The sequence below is a fragment of the Streptomyces sp. NPDC052016 genome, assembly GCF_044548445.1.
Lineage (GTDB): Bacteria > Actinomycetota > Actinomycetes > Streptomycetales > Streptomycetaceae > Streptomyces.
This window is the reverse complement of record NZ_JBIUBX010000026.1, coordinates 120,155-140,428: the sequence shown is the minus strand read 5'-3', so window position 1 is coordinate 140,428 and position 20,274 is coordinate 120,155. Positions and strand designations below refer to the sequence as shown.

The following is a 20,274-nucleotide window of genomic DNA, read 5'->3' as shown; positions in this document are numbered from 1 at the left end:
CGGCAGCCGGGAGACACAACGCCCGCGGACAGCCGGCCGGGCAACGCGGACGGACAGCGGCAAAGCCCTCGGGGGGCGTCTGCACGGGGCGGTCAATCGACCGCGCGCAATACCAGCCGCACAACGCTCATGACTCCTCGCCCCACCCACCCGAGCAGTCCTGTCTCCACGGCCAGCTCGGCAGCGTCCGCGGCCGCATCCCCCCGCTCCCGACCGGCAAGGACACCGGGAACAAGAACGAGGCCAACGGCGCATCCGCGCACCGCACTTCCTGCATATCGTTTCCCCACTCCAGCAGGTACATCGCCGCGTCGGGGGCGAACTTCATGTCCATCGGGACTTGAAGCTCAGGTTCGACAGGAAGTCGTTGATCTTGATTAGTTCCCGTCGTCGTCAAGCCGAAATTCGTGCAGCCGGTTGCAGGACCACTCGCCGAAGAACGGTGTCTACTCGAAGTAGGCCGGGAACTTCGTCTCGCAAGACACGACGGATGTAACACATACCCGGGTGAATGAGAGCGATGGTGATCGTGGTCCTAACCGCCCACGGCCCATCGCACTCCCGCAACCGCCCCCAGCAACAGAGCCGGAGATATCCACCACCACGGCACGGCCCGCCGCACCGACGGCACCAGCCACAACGCGGCCGCGGCACCGGCCGCCCCGATGGTGAGGACGCACGACAGAACGATTCCGGCGTACGCGTCGTCGTCCCAGGTGCCGGACGGACGGATGGTCAACGCCGTCCAGCAGAAGTACGCGGCAATGAGGGTAAGCAGGGCGAGCGGTACGGCGAGGACCAGGCGGAGGCAGCCGCGGTCGTCGTTCACATGGGAAGGACTGGTCATCAGCGCAGTGCGTTCCTTGCCTCGTCCAGATTGTTCGTGAACCCACGTCCGTAGGCCTGGGCGTCGTCGCTCTCCCAGTACGGGCCGCCGTTGTAGCGTGCGGCAAGCTCCTGGTACTGGACCCACGTCATTTCCTCGGCCGGTACGTTGGCGAACTCGCTCTCCGCCTTGAGCTGGGCCAAGTACTCCGAGGCGATGAAGATGTTCTGTGCTGGGTCCTGCAGTGCTGTTTCCACCATGCCGCGTTGCTGGTCGGTGAGGTGCTCGGGGTCATAACCGAGGACCTCGGCGCCGCGTCGCACCTGGATGGCGATGGGGCCCATGGACGTGTTGTCGGGGTCACCGCCGAGGCGCCACGGCAGGCTCTCAGGGGCGATCGGACTCAGGGGAGAGTCCGCCTGCTCGCGGATGGTGTCGGTCATGTCGTCCAGAATGCCGGGCTGTCCGCCGATCTCCTGCCACGCGATACCGGCAACCATGTCCGGCGGCAGCCCCGAGTTCCGCGCGGCAGCCTTGATGATCTCCTTGTTCGCCGCAATCCACTCGGCCCGCTCCTGGGCATTGGACGGCGGGCTCCAGTAGCTGTCTTGCGCTCCAGGTAGGTTGGCGACCTGGAGGCGGATGTCCCGCAAGGTCGGGGACACGATGTCGTCCCCTGCGAGGGGGTAGTAGTCCTGCTTGGGACCGCTTCCGGGCAGCCGCGTCAACGGGTTCGAACGCGCCTCGGCCGCCTCTTGCCGCAGCTCCGCTATCGCGGAAACGATGTCGACACGCTGGATGAAACCCATCCGGAAGTCCGGCAGCAGGTCGTAGGCCTGCTTGAGCTCGTGCACGCAGATCTCCCGCGCCTCGTGCTCCGTGGTCTTGGCCAGGTAGAAGTCCCCGCCGGCGGCGTCGTGCAACCGGTTCGCGTCGTCGCGGATGTCGTCCACGTCCATGGTCAGTTCAGCGAAGAAGTCCATGACGCCGGTGGTGGCTCGCATGTCCTCCCACTGGCGCATCGGCTCCGCCTCCTGGGCTTCACGGGTGATCGCTGTGCCCTTGGTGTGGATCAGGTTCGCGAGCAATCGCTCGTTCGCCTTGCCATGGGAGTAGTGGGCCTTGGCGACCTCCAGCGCGAACGCGTAGCTGCTCAGGGCGCTGGCGGCCGTGGCATAGCCTTCCGCGAGCTGCGCGATGAGTTTGCGCCCTTCGGCGAGCCGGGCCTCGTAGTGCTGACTGCCCTTGCTCTTCCACTGCGTGTGCTTCTCCGCCCGTTCGGCGGAGGGGTCGACAGACACGAGCATGTCGTGCAGGCGCTTGAACTCGTCCGCGTTCCGTTCGACCAGGGTCGGGTTGCAGCTTTCCAGGAACTCGATGTCCTTGCGGTGGCTTATGCCGCTGCTCATCGAGCCTCCGGGGCGACGTACTGACCGTACTCGAGAACATCGTCGAGGAAGCGTTGAGCCGTGTCGTCATCGATCTTCACGAAGTCGCCGCCGGTTGTCCTCAGGCGAGTGGAGAGCGCCGCGAACAGGGCGACCGCGTCCAGGTACTGGTCATCGGCAAAGCCGGCGAAGCGCGCCACCTGCTTGGCCACGTCTTCGGGCGTCCGCGGCTCCCGGGCCATGGTGGTCAGCTCGGCGTCGGGACGGCCCTCCTGGAGGAAGCCCGCGATCTCGATCAGCAGATTCGCGTTTCCGTTGATCGATTCGGCCTTGGCCACCAAGGAACCGGCGGCTGGGATACCAGACCCTCCGCCACCGTCTGCCGGCAGCTGGTCGATCTGCATGCCGGTCTGCTGACGCGTCAGGGCGTCAGCCTTCAACTGGGCCCACTCTTCATCGAAAGACAACCTTGTCCCCCTCCAACTCGTTGTCTCGAACAGCCAATCGATCATGCCACTGGACAGAGGTACGCCAAAACCTCGCCACTCCGCCTGAGGGCCGGTTCACACACCGTCTTGGCAAGCCGGGCACAACTCGGAGAGCAGAGAACGCACAGAAGCGCGTGTGGGCTCCCAGTCCCCCGGTTCCCGTGTGTGTCGAAGGCGCGCTCAGGACCTGGATGCGCCTACGATCGACGAGGTACGGTCGCGCGCCCAGCCGCCTCGCATTCCTGCTGATCGTTCACCGCGTTGGATGCTCTGACGGATTCCCGCTGTCCGACGGGACCCGCAGGTCACGCGGGCTTTACCGGAATCTGCAGGTAGGAGGCGCGCTCCCCTCCCGTGTGGACGATGTGCTGTCCCTTGTTGGCGGGGGTGTGCTCGCGGTTTCCGGGCATCGTCGTGCCCAAGAGCGACCGGCCGCTGATGACGAGGCGCAGTTGCTCGCCCGGGTAGAAGGTGAGCCCGACGGGGAGCAGGTCGATCTCGGCGTCGACGACTTCGCCAGGTGACAGCTTCTCGACCCGGTCGAAGCTGTGGGCGGGGATTGCCTCGGTGGACAGCTTCTCGTCGAGGTGGCGCATCGAGATGTGCAGTCGTCCGTCGGAACGCTTGTACCGCAGGATCGAGGCGCCCCGCTCGGTGACGTCCTGGATCAGTGCGCCCTGGTTGGGCACGGTGAACTGCTGCAGCGGCGTTCCGTATGCGTCGAGCTTCTGGACGAGGATGAACAGGTCCATGTCGTCATGGCCCTTCGCCTCGACCCACAGGTGTGCCTTCGGGTATCCGACCAGCGTGGTCTCCTGGTCGAAGCGCGTCACGAACGACACCACGTCCGGGTTGGCCCCTACGGTGTAGCCGGCCGTCGCCTCGTCGGGGGGCGCTGTCGTCCCCAGGGTGTGTGAGCGGCCGTCGAGGTAGTACTTCGTCAGCTGAACATCCGCCGGCGGGAACTGGTCCGCCGGGATGTTCACCCGGTCGCCGCCTTCGAGGTCGAGGAGCGAGTAGCGCACGCGTGGCGTCTGGTCCCACCCGTTGTCCTCGCCCTTGAGGAAGTGGTCGAAGAACCGGCGCAGGTCCTCCGTGTTCGCCTCGTCGTAGTAGTCGGGCCATTCCTGGCTGTTGTGGATGCGCAGCCACTCCTCCCTCTGGCCGCGGCCCTAGTAGCTGTTGTTCTGGAGTTGCTCGGCGAAGCCGGTGTCGGGCCTGCCGCCGCGCAGCACCAGGTCGCGGTAGACGTCGCTCACGCCTCCCACGGGTTGATCGCCGCCAGGTGCGGCGGCTGCTCGGCCGCGGTGAACCACTGCGAGACGGCGAGATACGACGTTCCGCTCATCCCTACCTTGCCCGTGCACCAGTCCTGGACGCCCAGCCACTCGATCAGGTCATAGCAGTCCCGGCCCTCCTGCCGGTCCCACACGACGCTGTCGCCCTCGGAGTCCACCACGCCCCGGATGTCCGGGTTGCAGATCGCGTAGCCCTGCGCGCACCAGTACGCCGGGTCGGGACCCTCGAACTTCGCCAGACCCGAGACGATGCCGTTGTCCAGCCCGACCATGCCGAAGATGTTCATCACGCTGGCGGACGTTCCCTGGCCCTTTCCGTACGGGCTCCACGCCACGATGACCGGCACCTTTTCCGCCCCGGCGGGACGGAAGACGTCGACGTGGATCGTGACACCGTCACGGAGGGTGTTACCGGTACGTCCTTGTCGAGGACGATGTCGACGGGCAGCGGCTTGAACGGCGGCGCGATCTGGAAGTGCGCCTCCAGCGTGCGCGTCCCGGGCTCGAACCCGCTCAGGATCCCGTACCGGGCGCCCGGATAGCCGTGCCCCGCGACCGGGACGGCTCCTTCGATGCGAAGATCGTCAAGAAGCGGCAGAAGCGCCTGACCGGTGTCGACGAGATGGTCATCTCACTGGCCGCGAAGGGTTTGACCACCGGTGAGGTCCAGGCCCACCTGGCCGAGGTCTCCCGCCAGACCATCTCCACCATCACCGACAAGGTCCTGGAGGGCATGGCCGAGTGGCAGAGCCGGCCTCTCGACGCCGTCTATCCGGTGGTCTTCATCGACGCCATCCACGTGAAGATCCGCGACGGCGCGGTCGCCAACCGGCCGATCTACGTGGCCCTGGCCGTCACCGGCGAGGGCCGGCGCGAGATCCTGGGCCTGTGGGCGGGCGACGGCGGCGAGGGCGACAAGCACTGGCTGCGCATTCTCACCGAGATCAAGAACCGCGGCGTGAGTGACGTGCTGTTGCTGGTCTGCGACGGGCTCAAGGGCCTGCCCGAGGCGGTGGAGACGGTCTGGCCGAGGACGATCGTGCAGACCGGTGTGGTGCACCTGCTGCGGAACTCCTTCCGCTATGCCGCCCGCCAGGACTGGGGCAAGATCGCCCGCCTCCTCAAGCCCATCTACACCGCGCCGACCGAGGAAGCCGCCCTGGAGCGGTTCGCCGAGTTCGCCGACGCCTGGGACAGGAAGTATCCGGCGATCGTGAAACTGTGGGAGAACGCCTGGGAGGAGTTCACTCCGTTCCTGCGAGTCGACACCGAGATCCGCCGCATCGTCTGCACCACCAACGCGATCGAGTCGGTGAACGCGCGGATCCGGCGAGCGGTCAAGGCTCGCGGCCACTTCCCCAACGACCAAGCCGCGTTGAAGTGCGTCTACATGGCGATCACGTCCCTCGATCCCACGGGCAAGGGCCAGGCCCGCTGGACCATGCGCTGGAAGACCGCATTGAACGCCTTCGACATCACCTTCGACGGCCGACTCTCAGCAGCCCGTCAGTAACCCAACACCTCGGTTACACCGTTCATTTGAGAGACCCCCGGACCGAGGCGAGGGCCGGCCAGTGCCCTAATCGTGTTGACCGCCCCCGGCAGGCAATGCTGGAGTCGGCACGTGGACAGCATCCCCGCCAACCGGCGGCTCTGGAACAAGATCAGCAGCGCCTACCAGCACGAGCACGATCCGCAAATCGGCGCCACACCACGGCTGTGGGGCATGTACTCCATCCCCGACGCGCACCTGCACGCCCTGGGCGACGTCACCGGCAAGCGCGTCCTCGAACTCGGCTGCGGCGCCGGCCAGTGGTCCAGGGCGCTCGCCGCCGAGGGCGCCACCGTGGTCGGGCTCGACCTGTCCGAAGCCCAACTCGCCGCAGCGGCCCGCGCGATGGGAGCGGCCCGCTACCCGCTAGTACAAGGTGCCGCCGAACAACTCCCCTTCGCCGCCGACAGCTTCGACCTGGTGTTCTGCGACTTCGGTGGGCTCAGCTGGGCGCCCCCGCACCTGGCCGTCCCGCAGGCCGCACGCGTCTTGGGCCGAGGCGGGCGCCTGGTGTTCAACGTCGCCAGCCCATGGTTCGAAGCCTGCTACGACGAAGCCGCCAGCCGCGTGACCACGACGCTGCAGCAGGACTACTTCGGGCTGAACACCATCGCCGAAGACGACGGCGCGACCAGCTATCAACTCACCTACGGCGACTGGGTAAAGGTCCTGCGCGGCGCGGGTCTCATCATCGACGACCTCATCGAGCCGCGGCCCGAACTCGGAACACCCAACGGCTACAACGAAACCGACCCACCCGACTGGGCACACCGCTGGCCGGCGGAACTGCTCTGGGTAACCCACAAACCGTAAGTTCCGCCGCGCCGAGACGTGAAGGCATCCCCTCGCCGGGCAGGATTAGGCTGCTTCGTTCGGATCTCGCGAGGCTTGTCATACTTCCCGCATGGAGATGCAAGCTGCGGAGGCGGCACGGCGTTGACTTGTTGATCAGGGCGTTCGCCAGGCGGCGCGACGGGTGGGTGAGCGGCGAGAGGCCGGACGTGCTGCTCACCACCCCAAGTGGCGCATTCCTGGGCTGGCGATGTGTTCGCCGAAGACCTGGAAGCAGCCGACCAGCTGCGGTTGGCCTTCGGGCTGCTGGACCTCCTCGACGACTACTGGGTCACGTGCGAGATGCGGTTCGCGTACGAGAGCACGGACGGTCCCCTGCTGGCCGACAGCTGTGGAACGGCTACCGTCAGCGGCTGGAGGCGGACCGGGACGCCGAAGCCGTCACCTACTCGCTGTGGGTGGACTGGTTCGAGGACCACACCACTTCCGCGACGGCCTTCGCCGAGGTCCTTGGCAATGACATCGACCGAGTGGTGGCCGAGCAATCGGAAGCCCGACTCCGCCGAGCCCGTCGGGTTCTGGAGTGTTCAGGCCCGGTGCGCTGGACGGTGAAGGAGCCGACGCACCGCACCGCCGTACGGCTTCCCGCCCTGCATTCAGCCCTCTGCCGGGGTCTTCGGGCGGGTTTCCACGACATCTACGGCGACCTGGAACCGCGTGCCGCACTGGCCCTCCTCGACCAGCTGGACCTCCCCACGGACACCCAGCACCTTGCCGAACTGCGCCACGTACTCGCCGCGGGGCACAAGAACCACTACCGCAGTCCCGGTGCCTGGGACGATGCGGTCCGCTCCTGCTCCGGAGCCGTGGGCCTGACAGACCAAAGAAAGAAGCCGGCGACGTAGACCGGCCAGGTAGATGGTCGCGGTCTTCTCATAGCCCGTGGCGATGCCACGCCACCGCTTCAAGCGATTGATGCACCACTCGACAGTGTTGCGCTGCTGGTACGCCGCGCGGTCGAAGGCGGGTGGCCTGCCTCCCCGGCTCCCTCGACGTAGGCGGTGAGCGCGCTGGTCAGCCGGAACCGGGATGACCGTGCAGATGCCGCGCCTGCGCAGGTACTGGCAGATGGCGCGGAAGGAATACGCCTTGTCAGCCAGCAGCATGTCCGGGGTGCTGCGCGGCCGTCCGTGGAGGCGAGGAACACGCAGACGGGCCATCACATTTGGTGAAGACAGGCGCGTCCCCGGCCTGTCCGGGGGTGAGGACGAACGCCAGAGGACGGCATCGGCCGTCTGCCGTGAGGTAGATCTAATGGCTAAGCAGTGAGGCCGAGTACGGAAGCGCAAGGGCCCGCTGTGTGAGGTGGAATCCTGCCGCCGTTCCGGGACTGTGATCCCTCAGGTCAGACCGGCTTCTTCACGGTTCCGGCACGCTGGGCCTCGATTCCAATCACGCCCGGCGGTTCTGGATGCGGCACCTACCCCGGCGGCAGCGGCCCGGCTCACCCGCAGCCAACTACTGCATCGGGTGCTCCAGCAAGGATTCGCAGCTGGCGACGGGCTGGGTGGACAAGGCCGACGGGCGAAACCGCCGCCGACCTCCACTCCAGCCCTTGATCAACCTATCGAATCTCGATAGATTTCCATCGTAACTCAATGGAAGGAGGGGCTGTGGGAAAGCTGGCAGTGCGTGCGCTGTGCGCCGTGCTCGTGGTGGTACTCGTCGGCACCGTGTTCGTACAGGCAGGGATGGTGTGGGCGTTGGCCACCGACCCGGAGGACGGGTCGCTCCCGCTGACCCCGCTGCGCGTGATCACGATCCTGGGTATGGTGTCGGTCCAGGTCACCGTGGTCTGCGTAGGGCGGCTGGTGACGATGGTGCGACGCGGAACCGTGTTCTCAAACGCCGCCTTCCGGTACGTGGACGGCGTGATCGGCGCGATCTTTGCGGCTGCCCTGCTGTGGTTCGCGGTCACGGGCATCAATGCGCCGGGCCAGCGGGAGGACCCGGGCGTCACCGTCATCATGGGCGGGGTCGGCGTGGCCATCCTCGGGGTCGCGCTCATCGTGCTCCTGCTGCGGATGCTGCTCGCCCAGGCCGTCGCCCGCGACGTCGAAGCGGCGCGCATGCAGGCCGAGTTGGACGAGGTCATCTGATGCCGATCGCCATCGACATCGACGTGATGCTGGCCAGGCGGAAGATGTCCGTGGGCGAGCTCGCGGAGCGCGTAGGGATCACCCCGGCCAACCTGGCGGTGCTCAAGAACGGCCGCGCCAAGGCGGTGCGCTTCACGACGCTCGCCGCGCTCTGCGAGGTGCTCGAGTGCCAGCCGGGCGACCTGCTGCGCTGGGAGGCTGAGGACGCCGCGGGCGGATGACGAACGTGACCTCCCCGACGACGAACCCCGTCCTTCCGGCGCGGAAGGGCGGGGTTCGTCGTCGGGCGGGCAGCCAGGGCTTCGCCCTGATCGCTCGGCCGGCACCGGCTCCGCCTGGTCCTGGCCCAACTCGACGCAGGCGAGAAGACCGACCAGATGACCTGCCCGCCGGCGACGCGTCCGTGGCCGCTGCTCGGCGAACGGCAGGGCAGTCAGGCGGCAGAGCGTGGTCATCGGCGATATCCTCAAGGAGGTCGGTTTCGAGCGGCTCGGCGTGCCCGAGCGAGAAGGGCGAGAGCCACTCGACGCCGATCAGCGAGGAGAACATTCGAGGAGCTCGACGAGCCGGCCGGCTGTTCATCGGCGCCCTACATCGGCACCTTGCCTTCGACCGGCTGATGCGCCGACCTCCTCGACGAGCCGGCCGAAAAGCCTGCCTGTCGGCAGCTGAACGCCGAGCCCGACAAGCGCGTGACCGTGCCGGACGGCGTCACGTGGACGCGCCGGGGCGAGGTGTGGAGGCGGCGGCCCCGTTGCTCGACGACTTCCCAAAGGCGATGGTCACGTGAGTGCTGACCCTGAACTCTCCGGACGGCTCGCCCTCGTGACGGGCGCGGGCAGGGGCATCGGCAAGGCGGTGGTGACGGTGCTGGTGGAACGCGGCGCCCGGGTACTCGCCACCGACCTGGACCCCGAGGGCGTGGAGGCGCTCGCCGGAACCTACGGCGAGCAGGTCACCGCCCGCCCGCTCGACGTCACGGACGCCGGAGCCGTCGAAGCCCTCGTGGCAGAGACCGAGGCCGAGCGCGCGCTCGGTGCGATGGACATAGCGGTCAACGTCGCCGGAATCCTTCGGAGTTCCCAGGCCGTGGACCTGTCGGACGAGGACTGGGCGGCCACCTTCGCCGTCAACACCAGCGGCGTCTTCCACGTCTCACGGTCGGCCGCCCGCCGCATGGCCGAGCGTGGCCGCGGCAGCATCGTTACGGTGGCCTCGAACGCGGCCGGCATCCCCCGCGCGGGCCTGTCCGCCTACGCCGCCTCCAAGTCCGCCGCCGTGATGTTCACCAAATGCCTGGGCCTGGAGGTGGCCTCGCGGGGCGTCCGCTGCAACACGGTCTCCCCCGGCTCGACTCTGACCGACATGCAGCGCGCCCTGTGGACCGACCACGAGAACCAGGACCCGGCGGCCGCCGCGCGCCGCGTCGTCGAGGGAGACCTCGCGACGCACCGCACCGGCATCCCGCTCGGCCGGCTCGCCGATCCCTGCGACATCGCCGAGGCGGTCGCCTTCCTCGTGTCCGACCGCGCGCGTCACATCACCATGCACGACCTGTACGTCGACGGCGGCGCCACCTTGCGGGCCTGAACCCGCTCGCCCCACAGCGGCTCCGCCGACCACGGATCGTGCCTCCCCCGCTGGAGACATCCATGTCCGCCTCTCTGCGCGAACCCCCTGCCACGGCCCTCGTCTCTCCCGGCGCGGCAACCGCCCTGCTCGACGCCTACCGCGCGGGCACCGACCGGTTCCTCGCCTCGCCCCACCACACCCTGCTGGGCAACGGAGCCGCCGCCGACGTACCCCACGACACGCGGCCGTTGACATGGCGAGTGCGTGCCGTCCTGGACGCCCGGAGACGGGCGGGCGCCCCGGCACCGATCGTCGTGGGCTCCGTCCCCTTCGCCTTGGACGCCCCGCACTCCCTGGTCTCGCCCCGGTCCGTCCAGTGGGCGCCGCCGCTGAGTGGGGACCCGCTCATCACCCTGCCCGCGCCACTCCCGCAGGAGGGCGCCGACTGGCAGGTGCGGGAGGTTCCCGCGCCCGAGCGGTACGGCCAGGTGGTCGCCGACGCGGTGACGCGGATGCGGTCCGGGGAGTTCACCAAGGTCGTCCTCGCTCGCACACTGGAGCTGACCTCACCCGACGAGCCCGATCTGCCAGCCATGCTGAGCCGCCTGGCCCGCCGCGACCCCGCCGGATACACCTTCGCCGTCCCCAGCGGCCCCGGTCGCACGCTCATAGGAGCCAGCCCCGAACTGCTCGTCGCCCGAAGGGGCGGCCGCCTGACCGCGAACCCCCTGGGCGGGTCCGCGCCGCGCAGCACCGACCTGGCCGAGGACGTCCGACGCGCGGCGGCACTCCTGGAGTCGCCCAAGGACCTGCACGAGCACGCCGTCGTCGTCGACGCCGTACGCGAGGCGCTCGCGCCGTTCTGCACCTGCCTGGAGGTGCCCGAGCGGCCCACTCTGATGCGTACGGCGGCGATGTGGCACCTGTCGACCAGCGTCACGGGCGATCTGGCCGACCCTGACGTCACCTCCCTGGAGCTGGCATCCGCCCTGCACCCCACACCGGCGGTGTGCGGCACCCCGACCGAGGTGGCCCGAGCCGTGATCGCCGAGTCGGAGCCGTTTGATCGCGGCCCGTACACCGGCATGGTCGGCTGGCAGGACGCGGACGGGGACGGAGAGTGGGTCGTGACGATCCGCTGCGCCGAGGCCGCAGGGCGCTCGCTCAGGCTGTTCGCGGGCGCCGGGGTGGTGGCCGCCTCGGCGCCGGAGGCCGAGACCGCGGAGACCAGCGCCAAGTTCCGTACGTTCCTCGATGCCGTGGGAGCTTCGCTGTGACCGCCCACCCTCCCCCAGCCTCCGGCACGGGGGATCCCGTCGCGACCACGCCGGGCATCGGCGCACCCACCTGGCCCCCGGAGTTCGCCGAGCGCTACCGCGCGGCGGGCTACTGGCGCGGCGAGACCCTCGGGGGCTTACTGCGCGAGCGAGCCGCCGCCCACCCCGACCGCATCGCCCTCGTCGACCCGGTGCCCGAGCGCCGCACCTGGACCTATCGGGAACTGGACGAGCGCGCCGACCGGCTGGCTGTCGGCTTCGCAGCGCGCGGGATCTCCAAGGGCGACCGGGTCGTTCTGCAGCTGCCGAACACCGGCGAGTTCATCGAGGTCGTCTTCGCGTTGTTCCGCATCGGTGCGCTGCCCGTGTACGCGCTGCCCGCGCATCGGGAGACGGAGATCGACCACTTCTGCTCCTTCGCCGAGGCCGTCGCCTATGTGGTCCCCGACCGTCACGCGGGGTTCGACCACCGCGAGCTCGCGACGCGGGTGGCACAGCGCACGCCGAGCCTGCGGCACGTCTTCGTCGTCGGCGACCCGGGCGAGCACACCGCGCTGTCCGACGTGCCGTGCGACCCGGTCGTCATGCCCACCGGACCGGAGCCGCACGAGCTGGCGTTCCTGCAGGTGTCGGGCGGTACGACAGGGATGCCGAAACTCATCCCGCGCACCCACGACGACTACGTCTACTCGCTGCGGGGCTCCGACGAGATCTGCGGCGTCGACGCCGACACCCGCTTCCTCGTCGTCCTGCCGGCCGCACACAACTTCCCGATGAGCTCGCCGGGCTGGCTGGGCACGCTGTATGCCGGGGGCACCGTCGTGCTGTCCCCCGGCCCGGACCCGGCGACGGCCCTGCCCCTCGTCGAGCAGGAGCGCATCACGATGACGGGGCTGGTGCCGCCACTGGCCCTCCTGTGGACCGAGGCGGGTCCGAAGGCGGATCATGACCTGACGAGTCTGGAGCTGGCGCTCGTCGGCGGCGCCAAGTTCAGCGCGGAGGCCGCTCGCCGTCTGGAACCCGCCCTGGGCTGCCGGCTGATGCAGGTCTTCGGCATGGCCGAGGGGCTCGTCAACTACACCCGGCTGGACGACGACTTCGAGACCGTGGTCACCACACAGGGCCGCCCGATCTCCCCGGACGACGAGATCCGCGTCGTCGACGACACCGAGCACGACGTCCCCGAGGGCGCGTTCGGGCACCTGCTGACCCGCGGCCCGTACACGATCCGCGGCTACTGGCGTGCCCCCGGCCACAACACACGCGCCTTCACACCGGACGGCTTCTACCGCACCGGCGACATCGTGCGCCGCACCCCGACGGGCCACCTCGTCGTCGAGGGCAGGGCCAAGGACCAGATCAACCGGGGCGGTGAGAAGGTCGCGCCGGAGGAGGTCGAGAACATCATCCTCGCCCATCCGTCCGTGCACGACGTCTGCGTCGTCGCGGTGCCCGACGCGTACCTGGGGGAACGCTCACTCGCCTACGTCGTCCTCCGCCAGGATGCGGAGCAGCTGAAGCCGGCCGCCATCAAGCGGTTCGTCCGTGACCGCGGCATCGCCGACTACAAGGTCCCCGATCTCGTCGAATTCGTCGACGCCTTCCCGCGGACCGGGGTCGGCAAGGTCAGCAAGAAAGGGCTGCGGTCCACCGCGGCCGCCTCCGAGCCGCACTGAAAGGCTCCGCCATGGCACTTCCCGCCATCGCCTCCTACCCGCTGCCGGCGCCGGGCGAGCTGCCGGAGAACCGGGTCGCCTGGGCCGTGGACCCCGCGCGCGCCGCGCTGCTCGTTCACGACCTGCAGAAACATTTCCTCGGTGCGTTTCCCTCCGGCGAACAACCGCTGACGGGGATGCTGGGCAACACCGGCCGGCTGCTGGAGCGCGCCCGTGGCCTCGGCATGCCGGTCGTGTACTCGGCGCAGCGCGGCGGCCAGACGCCTCGCCAGCGCGGGCTCCAGCTCGACTTCTGGGGCCCCGGCGTCGCCGACGACGCCGACGCGCTCGCCGTGCCGGACGAGGTCGCACCACATCCCGGCGACACGGTCCTGACCAAGTGGAAGTACAGCGCGTTCGTGCGCACCGGGCTGTCGCGGCTGCTCCGTGAGACGGGCCGCGACCAGTTGGTCGTCATCGGTGTGTACGCGCACATCGGCGTGCTGGTGACCGCCTGCGACGCGTGGATGCAGGATATTCAGGCGTTCGTCGTCGCCGATGCCGTCGCCGACTTCTCCCGCGACGACCACGACATGGCCCTGCGCTGGGCCGCCGGCCGCTGCGCGTTCGTGACCACCACGGACGCGCTCTTCAAGGAGTTCTGAGCACCGTGGCCCTCACCCTGGAGCAGCTCCGCAGCGATGTCGCCGACTGTCTCGGCGAGGATCCCGCGGACATCCCCTTCGACGAGAACCTCGTGGACTACGGAATCGACTCGGTCCGCATCATGACACTGCTCGAACGATGGCGCCGCGAGCACGGCGTCGAAGCGGGCTTCGCGGACCTCGCCGAGCAGCCGGTCCTCAAGGCCTGGGCAGTACTGCTGGGGGCCTCATGACCTCCGTCACGACCACCGGCACCCCGGCCACCGTGCTGCCGCTCACCGCGGCCCAGTCGGGCATGTGGTACGCGCAGGCCCTCGATCCTCTCAGCCCCGCGCAGAACACCGCGGAGTGCCTGGACATCGACGGACCGCTCGATCCGGACCTCTTCGCCGCAGCCCTGCGCCGCGTCACCGCCGAGGCCGACGCCTTGCGGGTCTGCATAGAGAACGGCCCGGAGGGTCCTCGCCAGCGCGTACGCGCCACCGTCGAGCTGCCACTGACCGTGCTCGATCTGCGCGACGGTGACGGTGCCGAGCGGAAGGCCGAGGCGTGGATGCGCGCCGACCTCGCCAAGCCCTGCGATCTGGCGGCCGGACCCCTCTTCCGGCATGCCCTGTTCCGGGTCGGCACGCAGCGATGGCTGTGGTACCAGCGCATCCACCACCTCGTCATCGACGGCTTCGGCTACTCGCTCCTCGTACGACGCACCGCCGAGGCATACACGGCGCTCGCCCGGGGCGAGGAACCCGCCCCTCGCTCCTTCGGAGCCCTCGCCGACCTCGTTGACGAGGATGCCGCCTACCGCGCGTCCGACGCCTTCGCGGCCGACCGGGCCCATTGGACGAAGGCGTTCGCCGACCGGCCCCAGGCGCCCCGGCTCGCGGGCCGCGGCGCGCTGCCCTCGCGCACGTTCCGTCGCCGTACGACTCGGCTGACTCCCGAGACCACCGAAGGTCTGCGCGAACTGGCCGCCCGGGTCCGCGCGACATGGCCGGACATTCTGGTCGCCGCACAGGCCCTCTACACCTCCCGCGCCACCGACCGGTCCGAGGTCGTGCTCGGCCTGCCCATGATGAGCCGCATGGGGTCGGCCGCGCTGCGCGTGCCGGGCATGGTGATGAACGTGCTCCCCCTCAGGCTGACCGTCGCCCCCGACGCGACCTTCGCCGAACTGGTGCACCAGGTCGTGCTCGGCATCCGCGAGGTGCGACGCCACCAGCGCTTCCGCTACGAAGACATCCGCCGCGACCTGGGACTGCTCGGCGAGAGCCACGCCCTGATCGGCCCGGTCATCAACATCATGCCCTTCGACTACGGCGTCGACTTCGCAGGTGCCCCCGCGCGGGCGCGCAACCTCGCCGCAGGCCCTGTCGACGACCTGAGGGTCAACGTCTACGACCGCGCCGACGGCCGGGGCCTGGGAATCGACCACGACGGCAACCCCTCGCTGTACGAGGGCGCCGAACTCGCCACCCACCAGGAGCGCTTCGTGCACCTGCTGGCCCGTCTCACCGGCACCGACCCTCGGCAGCCGCTCGCTGTTCACACCATCGCGACGCCCGCCGAACAGGCTCTGGTCCTGAACGAGTTCAACCAGACAGCACGTGCACTGCCCGCGACCACGCTCATCGGCCCGATCGAGGCACGCGCCACGCGCACCCCGGACGCGACCGCGCTGGTGTACGGGGACCACTCCTTGACGTACGCGGAGCTGAACGCCCACGCCAACCGGCTGGCCTGGCATCTGCAGACCCTCGGCGCCCGGCCGGGTGCAGTGGTCGCGGTCTGCGTGCCGCGCTCGCTGGAGCTGGTCGCCACCGTACTCGCCGTGCTCAAGTCGGGTGCCGCCTATCTGCCGCTCGACCCGGAGTATCCGGCTCGGCGACTGGCGTACATGATCCAGGACGCGGCGCCGGTGTGCGCCGTGGCCGACCGCGCGGGACGCCTTCCCGAGGACGTCGAAGCCCCCGTGGTCGCCCTCGACGCACTCGACGTGTCCCCCTACCCACCGACCGACCCGGCACGTGCGCTCACGCCCGCCCATCCCGCGTACGTCATGTACACCTCCGGCTCCACGGGCCGCCCCAAGGGCGTCGTCGTCTCGCACGGGGCGATCGACAACCGGCTGCGCTGGATGCAGCACTCCTACCCGCTGACCGCCGACGACCGGGTACTGCAGAAGACTCCGCCGTCGTTCGACGTGTCCGTATGGGAGTTCTGCTGGCCGCTGCGCGAGGGCGCGACGGTCGTCGTCGCCGAGCCGGGGGCCCACAAGGACCCGGTCGCGCTCTCCTCCCTGATGCGCGCTCAGTCCGTGACGACCTGCCACTTCGTGCCGTCGATGCTCCGGGTCTTCCTTGCCGGGGCCGACACGGCCGCCTGCACGGGGCTGCGCCGGGTCTTCTGCGGCGGTGAGGCTTTGCCCCCCGAGACGGTGCGCGCCTTCGTGCGGGCGCTGCCCGACGTCGAACTGCACAATCTGTACGGGCCGGTGGAGGCCGCCGTCGATGTCACGTACCACGCGTGTGGACGGGACGGCAGTGGCCCGGTGCCGATCGGCGGCCCGGTGTGGAACACCCGCCTCTACGTGCTGGACGCGGCGCTCCAGCCGTGCCCGCCGGGCATTGCAGGTGAGCTGTACCTGGCAGGACGGCAGTTGGCCGACAGCTATCTGAACCGCCCTGCGCTGACGGCGTCCCGGTTCGTCGCCGACCCCTTCGGGCCGCCGGGCGGCAGGATGTACCGCACGGGCGACCTGGCGCGCTGGACGGATCGGGGCGAGCTCGAGTACCTCGGCCGTACCGACCACCAGGTGAAGCTGCGCGGGCAGCGCATCGAGCTGGGCGAGATCGAGGCCGCGCTGGCGGATCAGCCCGGCGTGGACGGCGCGTGCGCCGTGGTGCGGGAGGATCGGCTCGTCGGGTACGTGACCGGTGGCGCCGACCCCGCGGCCGTACGGGCCCAGCTGGCGCGGATCCTGCCGGAACACATGGTCCCCGCCACCGTCGTGGGCCTCGACACGTTCCCGCTGAGCGCCCATGGCAAGCTGGACCGCCGCGCACTGCCCGCCCCTGTCGTCACCGGTGGCGAGCGCAACACCAGTCGTCCGTCCGGCCGGCTCGAGGAGGTGCTCACAGGGCTCTTCTCGGAGGTGCTCGGGGTCGCCCGGGTCGGTCCCCACGACGCGTTCTTCGACCTGGGCGGCACGTCGTTGTCCGCGGTGCGGCTGGTGGCGCGGGTGCGGCGGGAATGCGGCGCCGAGCTGACCATCGGTTCGCTGTTCGAGGCACCCACCCCCGCCGCTCTCGCCGCGCGTCTCGAGGCCACGGGGCCGCCACACGGCGCCGGCCTCGCAGGAAACGCGGCCGAAGGCGCCCTCGACGTCCTCCTTCCGCTGCGTACCGACGGCAAGCGGCCCCCGCTGTTCGCGTTCCACCCCGGAGGTGGCATCTCCTGGTGCTACGCGGGCCTGGCATCCCGCCTCGGTCCGGACCAGCCCCTGTACGGAATCCAGGCACGCGGCCTGGTCGGCGACGAGCCGCTGCCGCGCACTCTGCCGGAGCAGGTGGCCGACTACGTCGAGTGCCTCCGCGTGGTGCGGCCACATGGTCCGTACCGGCTGACCGGCTGGTCTCTCGGCGGGATCCTCGCGCACACCGCGGCCTGCGTGCTCCAGGAAGCCGGTGAGGAGGTCGAGCTCCTCGCGCTGTTCGACGCGTTTCCGGCCGACCAGTGGCGGGAGCGGCCCGCGCCCGAGGAGGGCGACGCCCTCACCGCGATACTGCGCATGGCCGGCTACGACCGCACCGACGAGCGCACCCGCGATGACGTTCTGACCACGCTGCGCCGGGTGGGCAGCCCCCTCGCCGGTCTCACCGACCGGACGCTGTCGAGGATCATCGAAATCGTGCCCCACCACGCGCGCATGGTGCGTGAGCACCAGCACCGCTGCTTCCAGGGCGACCTGTTCTTCTTCACGGCAGCCGCGCCACGGGCGGAGGACTGGCTCACCTGGAAGGCATGGCACCCCCACGTCAGCGGCCCGATCGTCAACCACGACCTGGACTGCACCCATCCTGAACTGTTGCAGGACGGCCACCTCGACGACATCGCCGCCCTCCTGGCGGCGCGCCTCAAGGAGCTCGACGCATGAGCTATGAAGCCGGACCGTTCGATCCAGGCCCCGACGGCAAGGACACCCACCTCGTACTGGAGAACGCCCAAGGACAGCAGTCCCTGTGGCCCACTTGGCGCGCCGTACCACCGGGCTGGAACACCCGCTTCGGCCCCGCCCCACACGAGGCCTGCGCCCGCCAGGTGGCCCGCGATGCCGCCGGCGGCACCCCTGTCGAGCCACTGGGCCCGCCGCCCGGCTAGGCGGTTCCGTTTGGATCAAGGTGGGCGGCGAGTGATGGCGGCGGTCGTTCCCGGGTGGCACTCTTGAGCGATGCAACCTGGGCCCCCCGCCACCGAGAACGATTTGCGGCACCTGCTCAATGAGTGGGACCCGATCGGTGTAGCCGACGATGTGCAGGATGAGTACGACTGCATGCTCGCCCCTTTGCTCCAGCGGCTCCGTGAGCGCGGTGACCAGACGGAGATCGGTGCCTTTCTGCGGCACGAACTGGAGGATCACTTCGGCCTAGACCCTCTGGATTCGCAGCCGGAAGCGATGGCAGCCCGAGTGATCGCCTGGTGGACAGCTGTCGGCCGAGCCGACGACCCAGGCAGCATGTAGCCGCTCACTCCAGATCTGGCTGATCGTTGGTCCGGGTGTGCCGTTGACTGACGCGCAGTGGGCGCGGATTGAGACGTTGCTTCCGGATCGGACGCCGAAGCGTGGTGGCCGGTGGCGGGATCATCGCGGGGTGATCGACGCGATCGCATGGCAGGCATCTTCCTCTGGTCCGCTAGGTGATCCAAACGAAACTGCCTAGCCGGGTGAACCTGCCCGTCACGGCACTGGCCACAGTGCGACCCCACAGCGCGGGCGTTGTCGGGCGCCGAAGCGAACCTTCCGCAGTACCTTCTTGGTGCGTACGCACGCGCCCTCGCGTAGGTAGTCCAGCGTTGAGCGCAGCACTTGGGCGCCGGCGTCGTAGCTGGTCGTCGCCCGCACGTCGAGCCATGCCCCGTCCCGGTCCACGACCGACGTGTGGTGGTAGGGCGAGTCGGGGAGCCGGCACTGTCCTGTTCCAGCCACTCGACCGGCAGTCGCTCGTCCTCGGCCCGCTGACGGTCACCCAGGTCCTCCAGTGGCTTCATCGCGCCACCGCCGGCGTCGGACCGAAAGCGTCAGCAAGGCTGGTCAGGATGGAGCCGGACCAACTGCTCTCCCCGAACACGCTGACCGGTATGGCGAGCACGCCGCACTCACGCCGGAGCGTCTCCGCTGGCATCTCAACCGGGAAGAAGTAGTTGCCGGAACAGGTCCGGCTGGCCGTCGGGATCGCCCCGAGCACCTCGTCCGGCAACCGTTCGAACAACCGCTCAGCCCGTGCGGCCAGTTCGTCGACGACCTGCCGGGGCACGTCACTGTGCTCGGTCAGCAGGCGATCGGCGAGCCTCAGCTGAGCCGGCGTCGGCGGATCCGCCCGGAACGCTTCGGCCAGTTCGGCTTGCGCCGGGCCCAGCAGGACCACGCCGAACGTGCGTGGCCACAGCCATCCCTTGGTGACCGAGTGCAGCAGGACCGCGCAACCGGTGTCCCACAATCGCCGTGTGCCGGCGGCGAACGGGACTCCCAGGTCGTAGACGCTGTCGATCAGCAGGCGGCGGTGCGGTGATTCCCGCAACCACGAGATCACCGCGGCGCACCCGGCATCGGACAGGTACCGGCCGAGTGGCTTGCTGGGGTTGGAGAGCAGCAGGTATTCGGGCCGGTCGTCCGCCGGCGACCTCGGCAGGGCCGGCGCCGGCAGCGTCGGGTAGGACGCGGGCGCCAGGCCCGCAGCCCGGGCCAGGTCGAAGTAGACCGGGTACACGTCACTGGGCAGCCACAACCGCGCCTGCACGGCGCGCAGCCAGTGGAACACCACGCCGAGCCCGTGACGGACCCCTCGACAGACCATGGCGCGGCCGGATGACTCTTCCGGCAGCTCGAAACGCCGCAGCCAGGCACGGACGAGATCGCACCGGTGCACCGTCCTCATGTCGGTCGGCGGTTCCGGTCGCATCGGAGCGAGCGCCCTGTACACGTTGGTCTCGGCGGCGTCCAGAAGCGACGAGGAAGCACTGAGTTGCCGCTGCCGCCATTCCCGGAACTCGTCGAACCTCATGCCGTTGCACCTTCCGGCACGATCTCGCTGGCCCGGTCTTCCAGGGAGGCGTAGCAGCGTCCGTCGGCCATGACGTTCCAGCTGCGTGCGACCCCGTTGGTGCGTTCCCAGAGCAAGCCTGGGTTCGGTTTGACGTGCTCCTGGCTTAAAGTCCAGGGATTCCAGTCGGGGTCGGCTGACCCTTCCGGGGGCTTCCTGCTTCACCGCGCTGTGCCGGGACTTTCGTCCTGGTCTTGCCGGCGCTCCACGGCCTGCACGATCGCGGTCGCGCGGCGTGGGCAGCAGCGCGGCTTGGCCGGGATCTTCCATGTCTTGAGCGTGGCG

At 69.4% G+C, this 20,274-nt stretch carries 19 protein-coding genes and 2 pseudogenes; 14 read left to right on the top strand and 7 right to left on the bottom strand.

Annotated elements, in window-relative coordinates; genetic code table 11:
• Positions 1-535: 535 nt before the first annotated feature.
• From ACIHAR_RS29635 to ACIHAR_RS29615, 5 genes are all read right to left on the bottom strand, one after another.
• Complete coding sequence (locus tag ACIHAR_RS29635) at positions 536-847, bottom strand: hypothetical protein (protein ID WP_400022615.1); 312 nt, start codon at positions 845-847, stop codon at positions 536-538.
• Positions 847-2,235, bottom strand: a complete 1,389-nt coding sequence (locus tag ACIHAR_RS29630) for a hypothetical protein (RefSeq protein WP_400022614.1) — start codon at positions 2,233-2,235, stop codon at positions 847-849. Before ACIHAR_RS29630 ends, ACIHAR_RS29635 begins: the two co-directional genes overlap by 1 nt.
• The gene (locus tag ACIHAR_RS29625) at positions 2,232-2,681 is read right to left on the bottom strand and encodes a hypothetical protein (protein WP_365465946.1); all 450 of its coding nucleotides are present in this window, start codon (positions 2,679-2,681) and stop codon (positions 2,232-2,234) included. The genes ACIHAR_RS29630 and ACIHAR_RS29625 overlap by 4 nt, the downstream gene beginning before the upstream one ends.
• A gap of 326 nt (positions 2,682-3,007) precedes the next feature.
• Entirely contained in the window at positions 3,008-3,790 is a 783-nt protein-coding gene (locus ACIHAR_RS29620) for a CocE/NonD family hydrolase C-terminal non-catalytic domain-containing protein (protein ID WP_400022629.1), read from the bottom strand.
• A 167-nt stretch (positions 3,791-3,957) separates the two neighbouring features.
• Positions 3,958-4,347 carry a CocE/NonD family hydrolase gene (locus ACIHAR_RS29615; protein WP_400022613.1) on the bottom strand — a complete coding sequence of 130 codons (390 nt, stop codon included), beginning with the start codon at positions 4,345-4,347 and terminating at the stop codon, positions 3,958-3,960.
• Between the two features lie 191 nt (positions 4,348-4,538).
• Here ACIHAR_RS29615 and ACIHAR_RS29610 point away from each other — a divergent pair.
• From ACIHAR_RS29610 to ACIHAR_RS29600, 3 genes and pseudogenes are all read left to right on the top strand, one after another.
• Positions 4,539-5,513, top strand: a pseudogene (locus ACIHAR_RS29610) (IS256 family transposase); the annotation flags it as partial.
• 111 nt (positions 5,514-5,624) lie between these two features.
• Positions 5,625-6,365 carry a class I SAM-dependent methyltransferase gene (locus ACIHAR_RS29605; protein WP_365465948.1) on the top strand — a complete coding sequence of 247 codons (741 nt, stop codon included), beginning with the start codon at positions 5,625-5,627 and terminating at the stop codon, positions 6,363-6,365.
• A gap of 314 nt (positions 6,366-6,679) precedes the next feature.
• Positions 6,680-7,249, top strand: coding sequence for a hypothetical protein (locus ACIHAR_RS29600; RefSeq protein ID WP_400022633.1), 570 nt, complete (start codon positions 6,680-6,682; stop codon positions 7,247-7,249).
• Between the two features lie 69 nt (positions 7,250-7,318).
• Here the strand turns inward: ACIHAR_RS29600 and ACIHAR_RS29595 are convergent.
• Positions 7,319-7,693: pseudogene (locus ACIHAR_RS29595) on the bottom strand (hypothetical protein); the annotation flags it as partial.
• 324 nt (positions 7,694-8,017) lie between these two features.
• Between ACIHAR_RS29595 and ACIHAR_RS29590 the strand changes: the two are divergent.
• From ACIHAR_RS29590 to ACIHAR_RS29540, 11 genes are all read left to right on the top strand, one after another.
• A complete protein-coding gene (locus ACIHAR_RS29590) occupies positions 8,018-8,503 on the top strand; it encodes a DUF2975 domain-containing protein (protein ID WP_400022612.1) in 486 nt (161 codons plus the stop codon).
• Positions 8,503-8,724 carry a helix-turn-helix domain-containing protein gene (locus tag ACIHAR_RS29585; protein WP_400022611.1) on the top strand — a complete coding sequence of 74 codons (222 nt, stop codon included), beginning with the start codon at positions 8,503-8,505 and terminating at the stop codon, positions 8,722-8,724. The genes ACIHAR_RS29590 and ACIHAR_RS29585 overlap by 1 nt, the downstream gene beginning before the upstream one ends.
• 565 nt (positions 8,725-9,289) lie before the next feature.
• Positions 9,290-10,093 carry a 2,3-dihydro-2,3-dihydroxybenzoate dehydrogenase gene (locus tag ACIHAR_RS29580; RefSeq protein WP_365465956.1) on the top strand — a complete coding sequence of 268 codons (804 nt, stop codon included), beginning with the start codon at positions 9,290-9,292 and terminating at the stop codon, positions 10,091-10,093.
• A gap of 62 nt (positions 10,094-10,155) precedes the next feature.
• Entirely contained in the window at positions 10,156-11,352 is a 1,197-nt protein-coding gene (locus ACIHAR_RS29575) for an isochorismate synthase (protein ID WP_365465958.1), read from the top strand.
• Positions 11,349-13,028, top strand: coding sequence for a (2,3-dihydroxybenzoyl)adenylate synthase (locus tag ACIHAR_RS29570; RefSeq protein WP_400022610.1), 1,680 nt, complete (start codon positions 11,349-11,351; stop codon positions 13,026-13,028). Before ACIHAR_RS29575 ends, ACIHAR_RS29570 begins: the two co-directional genes overlap by 4 nt.
• Positions 13,029-13,039: 11 nt before the next feature.
• On the top strand, positions 13,040-13,672 hold the full coding sequence (locus ACIHAR_RS29565) for an isochorismatase family protein (RefSeq protein WP_400022609.1): 633 nt from the start codon (positions 13,040-13,042) through the stop codon (positions 13,670-13,672).
• Positions 13,673-13,677: 5 nt separating this feature from the next.
• Positions 13,678-13,905, top strand: coding sequence for a phosphopantetheine-binding protein (locus ACIHAR_RS29560; RefSeq protein ID WP_365465962.1), 228 nt, complete (start codon positions 13,678-13,680; stop codon positions 13,903-13,905).
• Positions 13,902-17,825, top strand: coding sequence for an amino acid adenylation domain-containing protein (locus ACIHAR_RS29555; protein ID WP_400022608.1), 3,924 nt, complete (start codon positions 13,902-13,904; stop codon positions 17,823-17,825). The genes ACIHAR_RS29560 and ACIHAR_RS29555 overlap by 4 nt, the downstream gene beginning before the upstream one ends.
• Positions 17,822-18,049: an MbtH family NRPS accessory protein gene (locus ACIHAR_RS29550; RefSeq protein WP_400022607.1), complete on the top strand. Its 228-nt coding sequence runs from the start codon at positions 17,822-17,824 to the stop codon at positions 18,047-18,049. The genes ACIHAR_RS29555 and ACIHAR_RS29550 overlap by 4 nt, the downstream gene beginning before the upstream one ends.
• 70 nt (positions 18,050-18,119) lie before the next feature.
• A complete protein-coding gene (locus ACIHAR_RS29545; protein WP_400022606.1) occupies positions 18,120-18,410 on the top strand; it encodes a hypothetical protein in 291 nt (96 codons plus the stop codon).
• A 37-nt stretch (positions 18,411-18,447) separates the two neighbouring features.
• Complete coding sequence (locus ACIHAR_RS29540; RefSeq protein ID WP_400022605.1) at positions 18,448-18,609, top strand: transposase; 162 nt, start codon at positions 18,448-18,450, stop codon at positions 18,607-18,609.
• Between the two features lie 324 nt (positions 18,610-18,933).
• Here ACIHAR_RS29540 and ACIHAR_RS29535 read toward each other — a convergent pair whose 3' ends face one another.
• Positions 18,934-19,950, bottom strand: a complete 1,017-nt coding sequence (locus ACIHAR_RS29535; RefSeq protein WP_400022604.1) for an aminotransferase class I/II-fold pyridoxal phosphate-dependent enzyme — start codon at positions 19,948-19,950, stop codon at positions 18,934-18,936.
• Positions 19,951-20,274: the final 324 nt, after the last annotated feature.

Bases quoted from the DNA above. Each gene is read 5' to 3' on its own strand.
- ACIHAR_RS29535 (WP_400022604.1), bottom strand. From the start codon at position 19,950: ATGAGGTTCGACGAGTTCCGGGAATGGCGGCAGCGGCAACTCAGTGCT.
- ACIHAR_RS29545 (WP_400022606.1), top strand. From the start codon at position 18,120: ATGCAACCTGGGCCCCCCGCCACCGAGAACGATTTGCGGCACCTGCTC.
- ACIHAR_RS29630 (WP_400022614.1), bottom strand. From the start codon at position 2,235: ATGAGCAGCGGCATAAGCCACCGCAAGGACATCGAGTTCCTGGAAAGC.
- ACIHAR_RS29585 (WP_400022611.1), top strand. From the start codon at position 8,503: ATGCCGATCGCCATCGACATCGACGTGATGCTGGCCAGGCGGAAGATG.
- ACIHAR_RS29555 (WP_400022608.1), top strand. From the start codon at position 13,902: ATGACCTCCGTCACGACCACCGGCACCCCGGCCACCGTGCTGCCGCTC.
- ACIHAR_RS29575 (WP_365465958.1), top strand. From the start codon at position 10,156: ATGTCCGCCTCTCTGCGCGAACCCCCTGCCACGGCCCTCGTCTCTCCC.
- ACIHAR_RS29635 (WP_400022615.1), bottom strand. From the start codon at position 847: ATGACCAGTCCTTCCCATGTGAACGACGACCGCGGCTGCCTCCGCCTG.
- ACIHAR_RS29550 (WP_400022607.1), top strand. From the start codon at position 17,822: ATGAGCTATGAAGCCGGACCGTTCGATCCAGGCCCCGACGGCAAGGAC.
- ACIHAR_RS29565 (WP_400022609.1), top strand. From the start codon at position 13,040: ATGGCACTTCCCGCCATCGCCTCCTACCCGCTGCCGGCGCCGGGCGAG.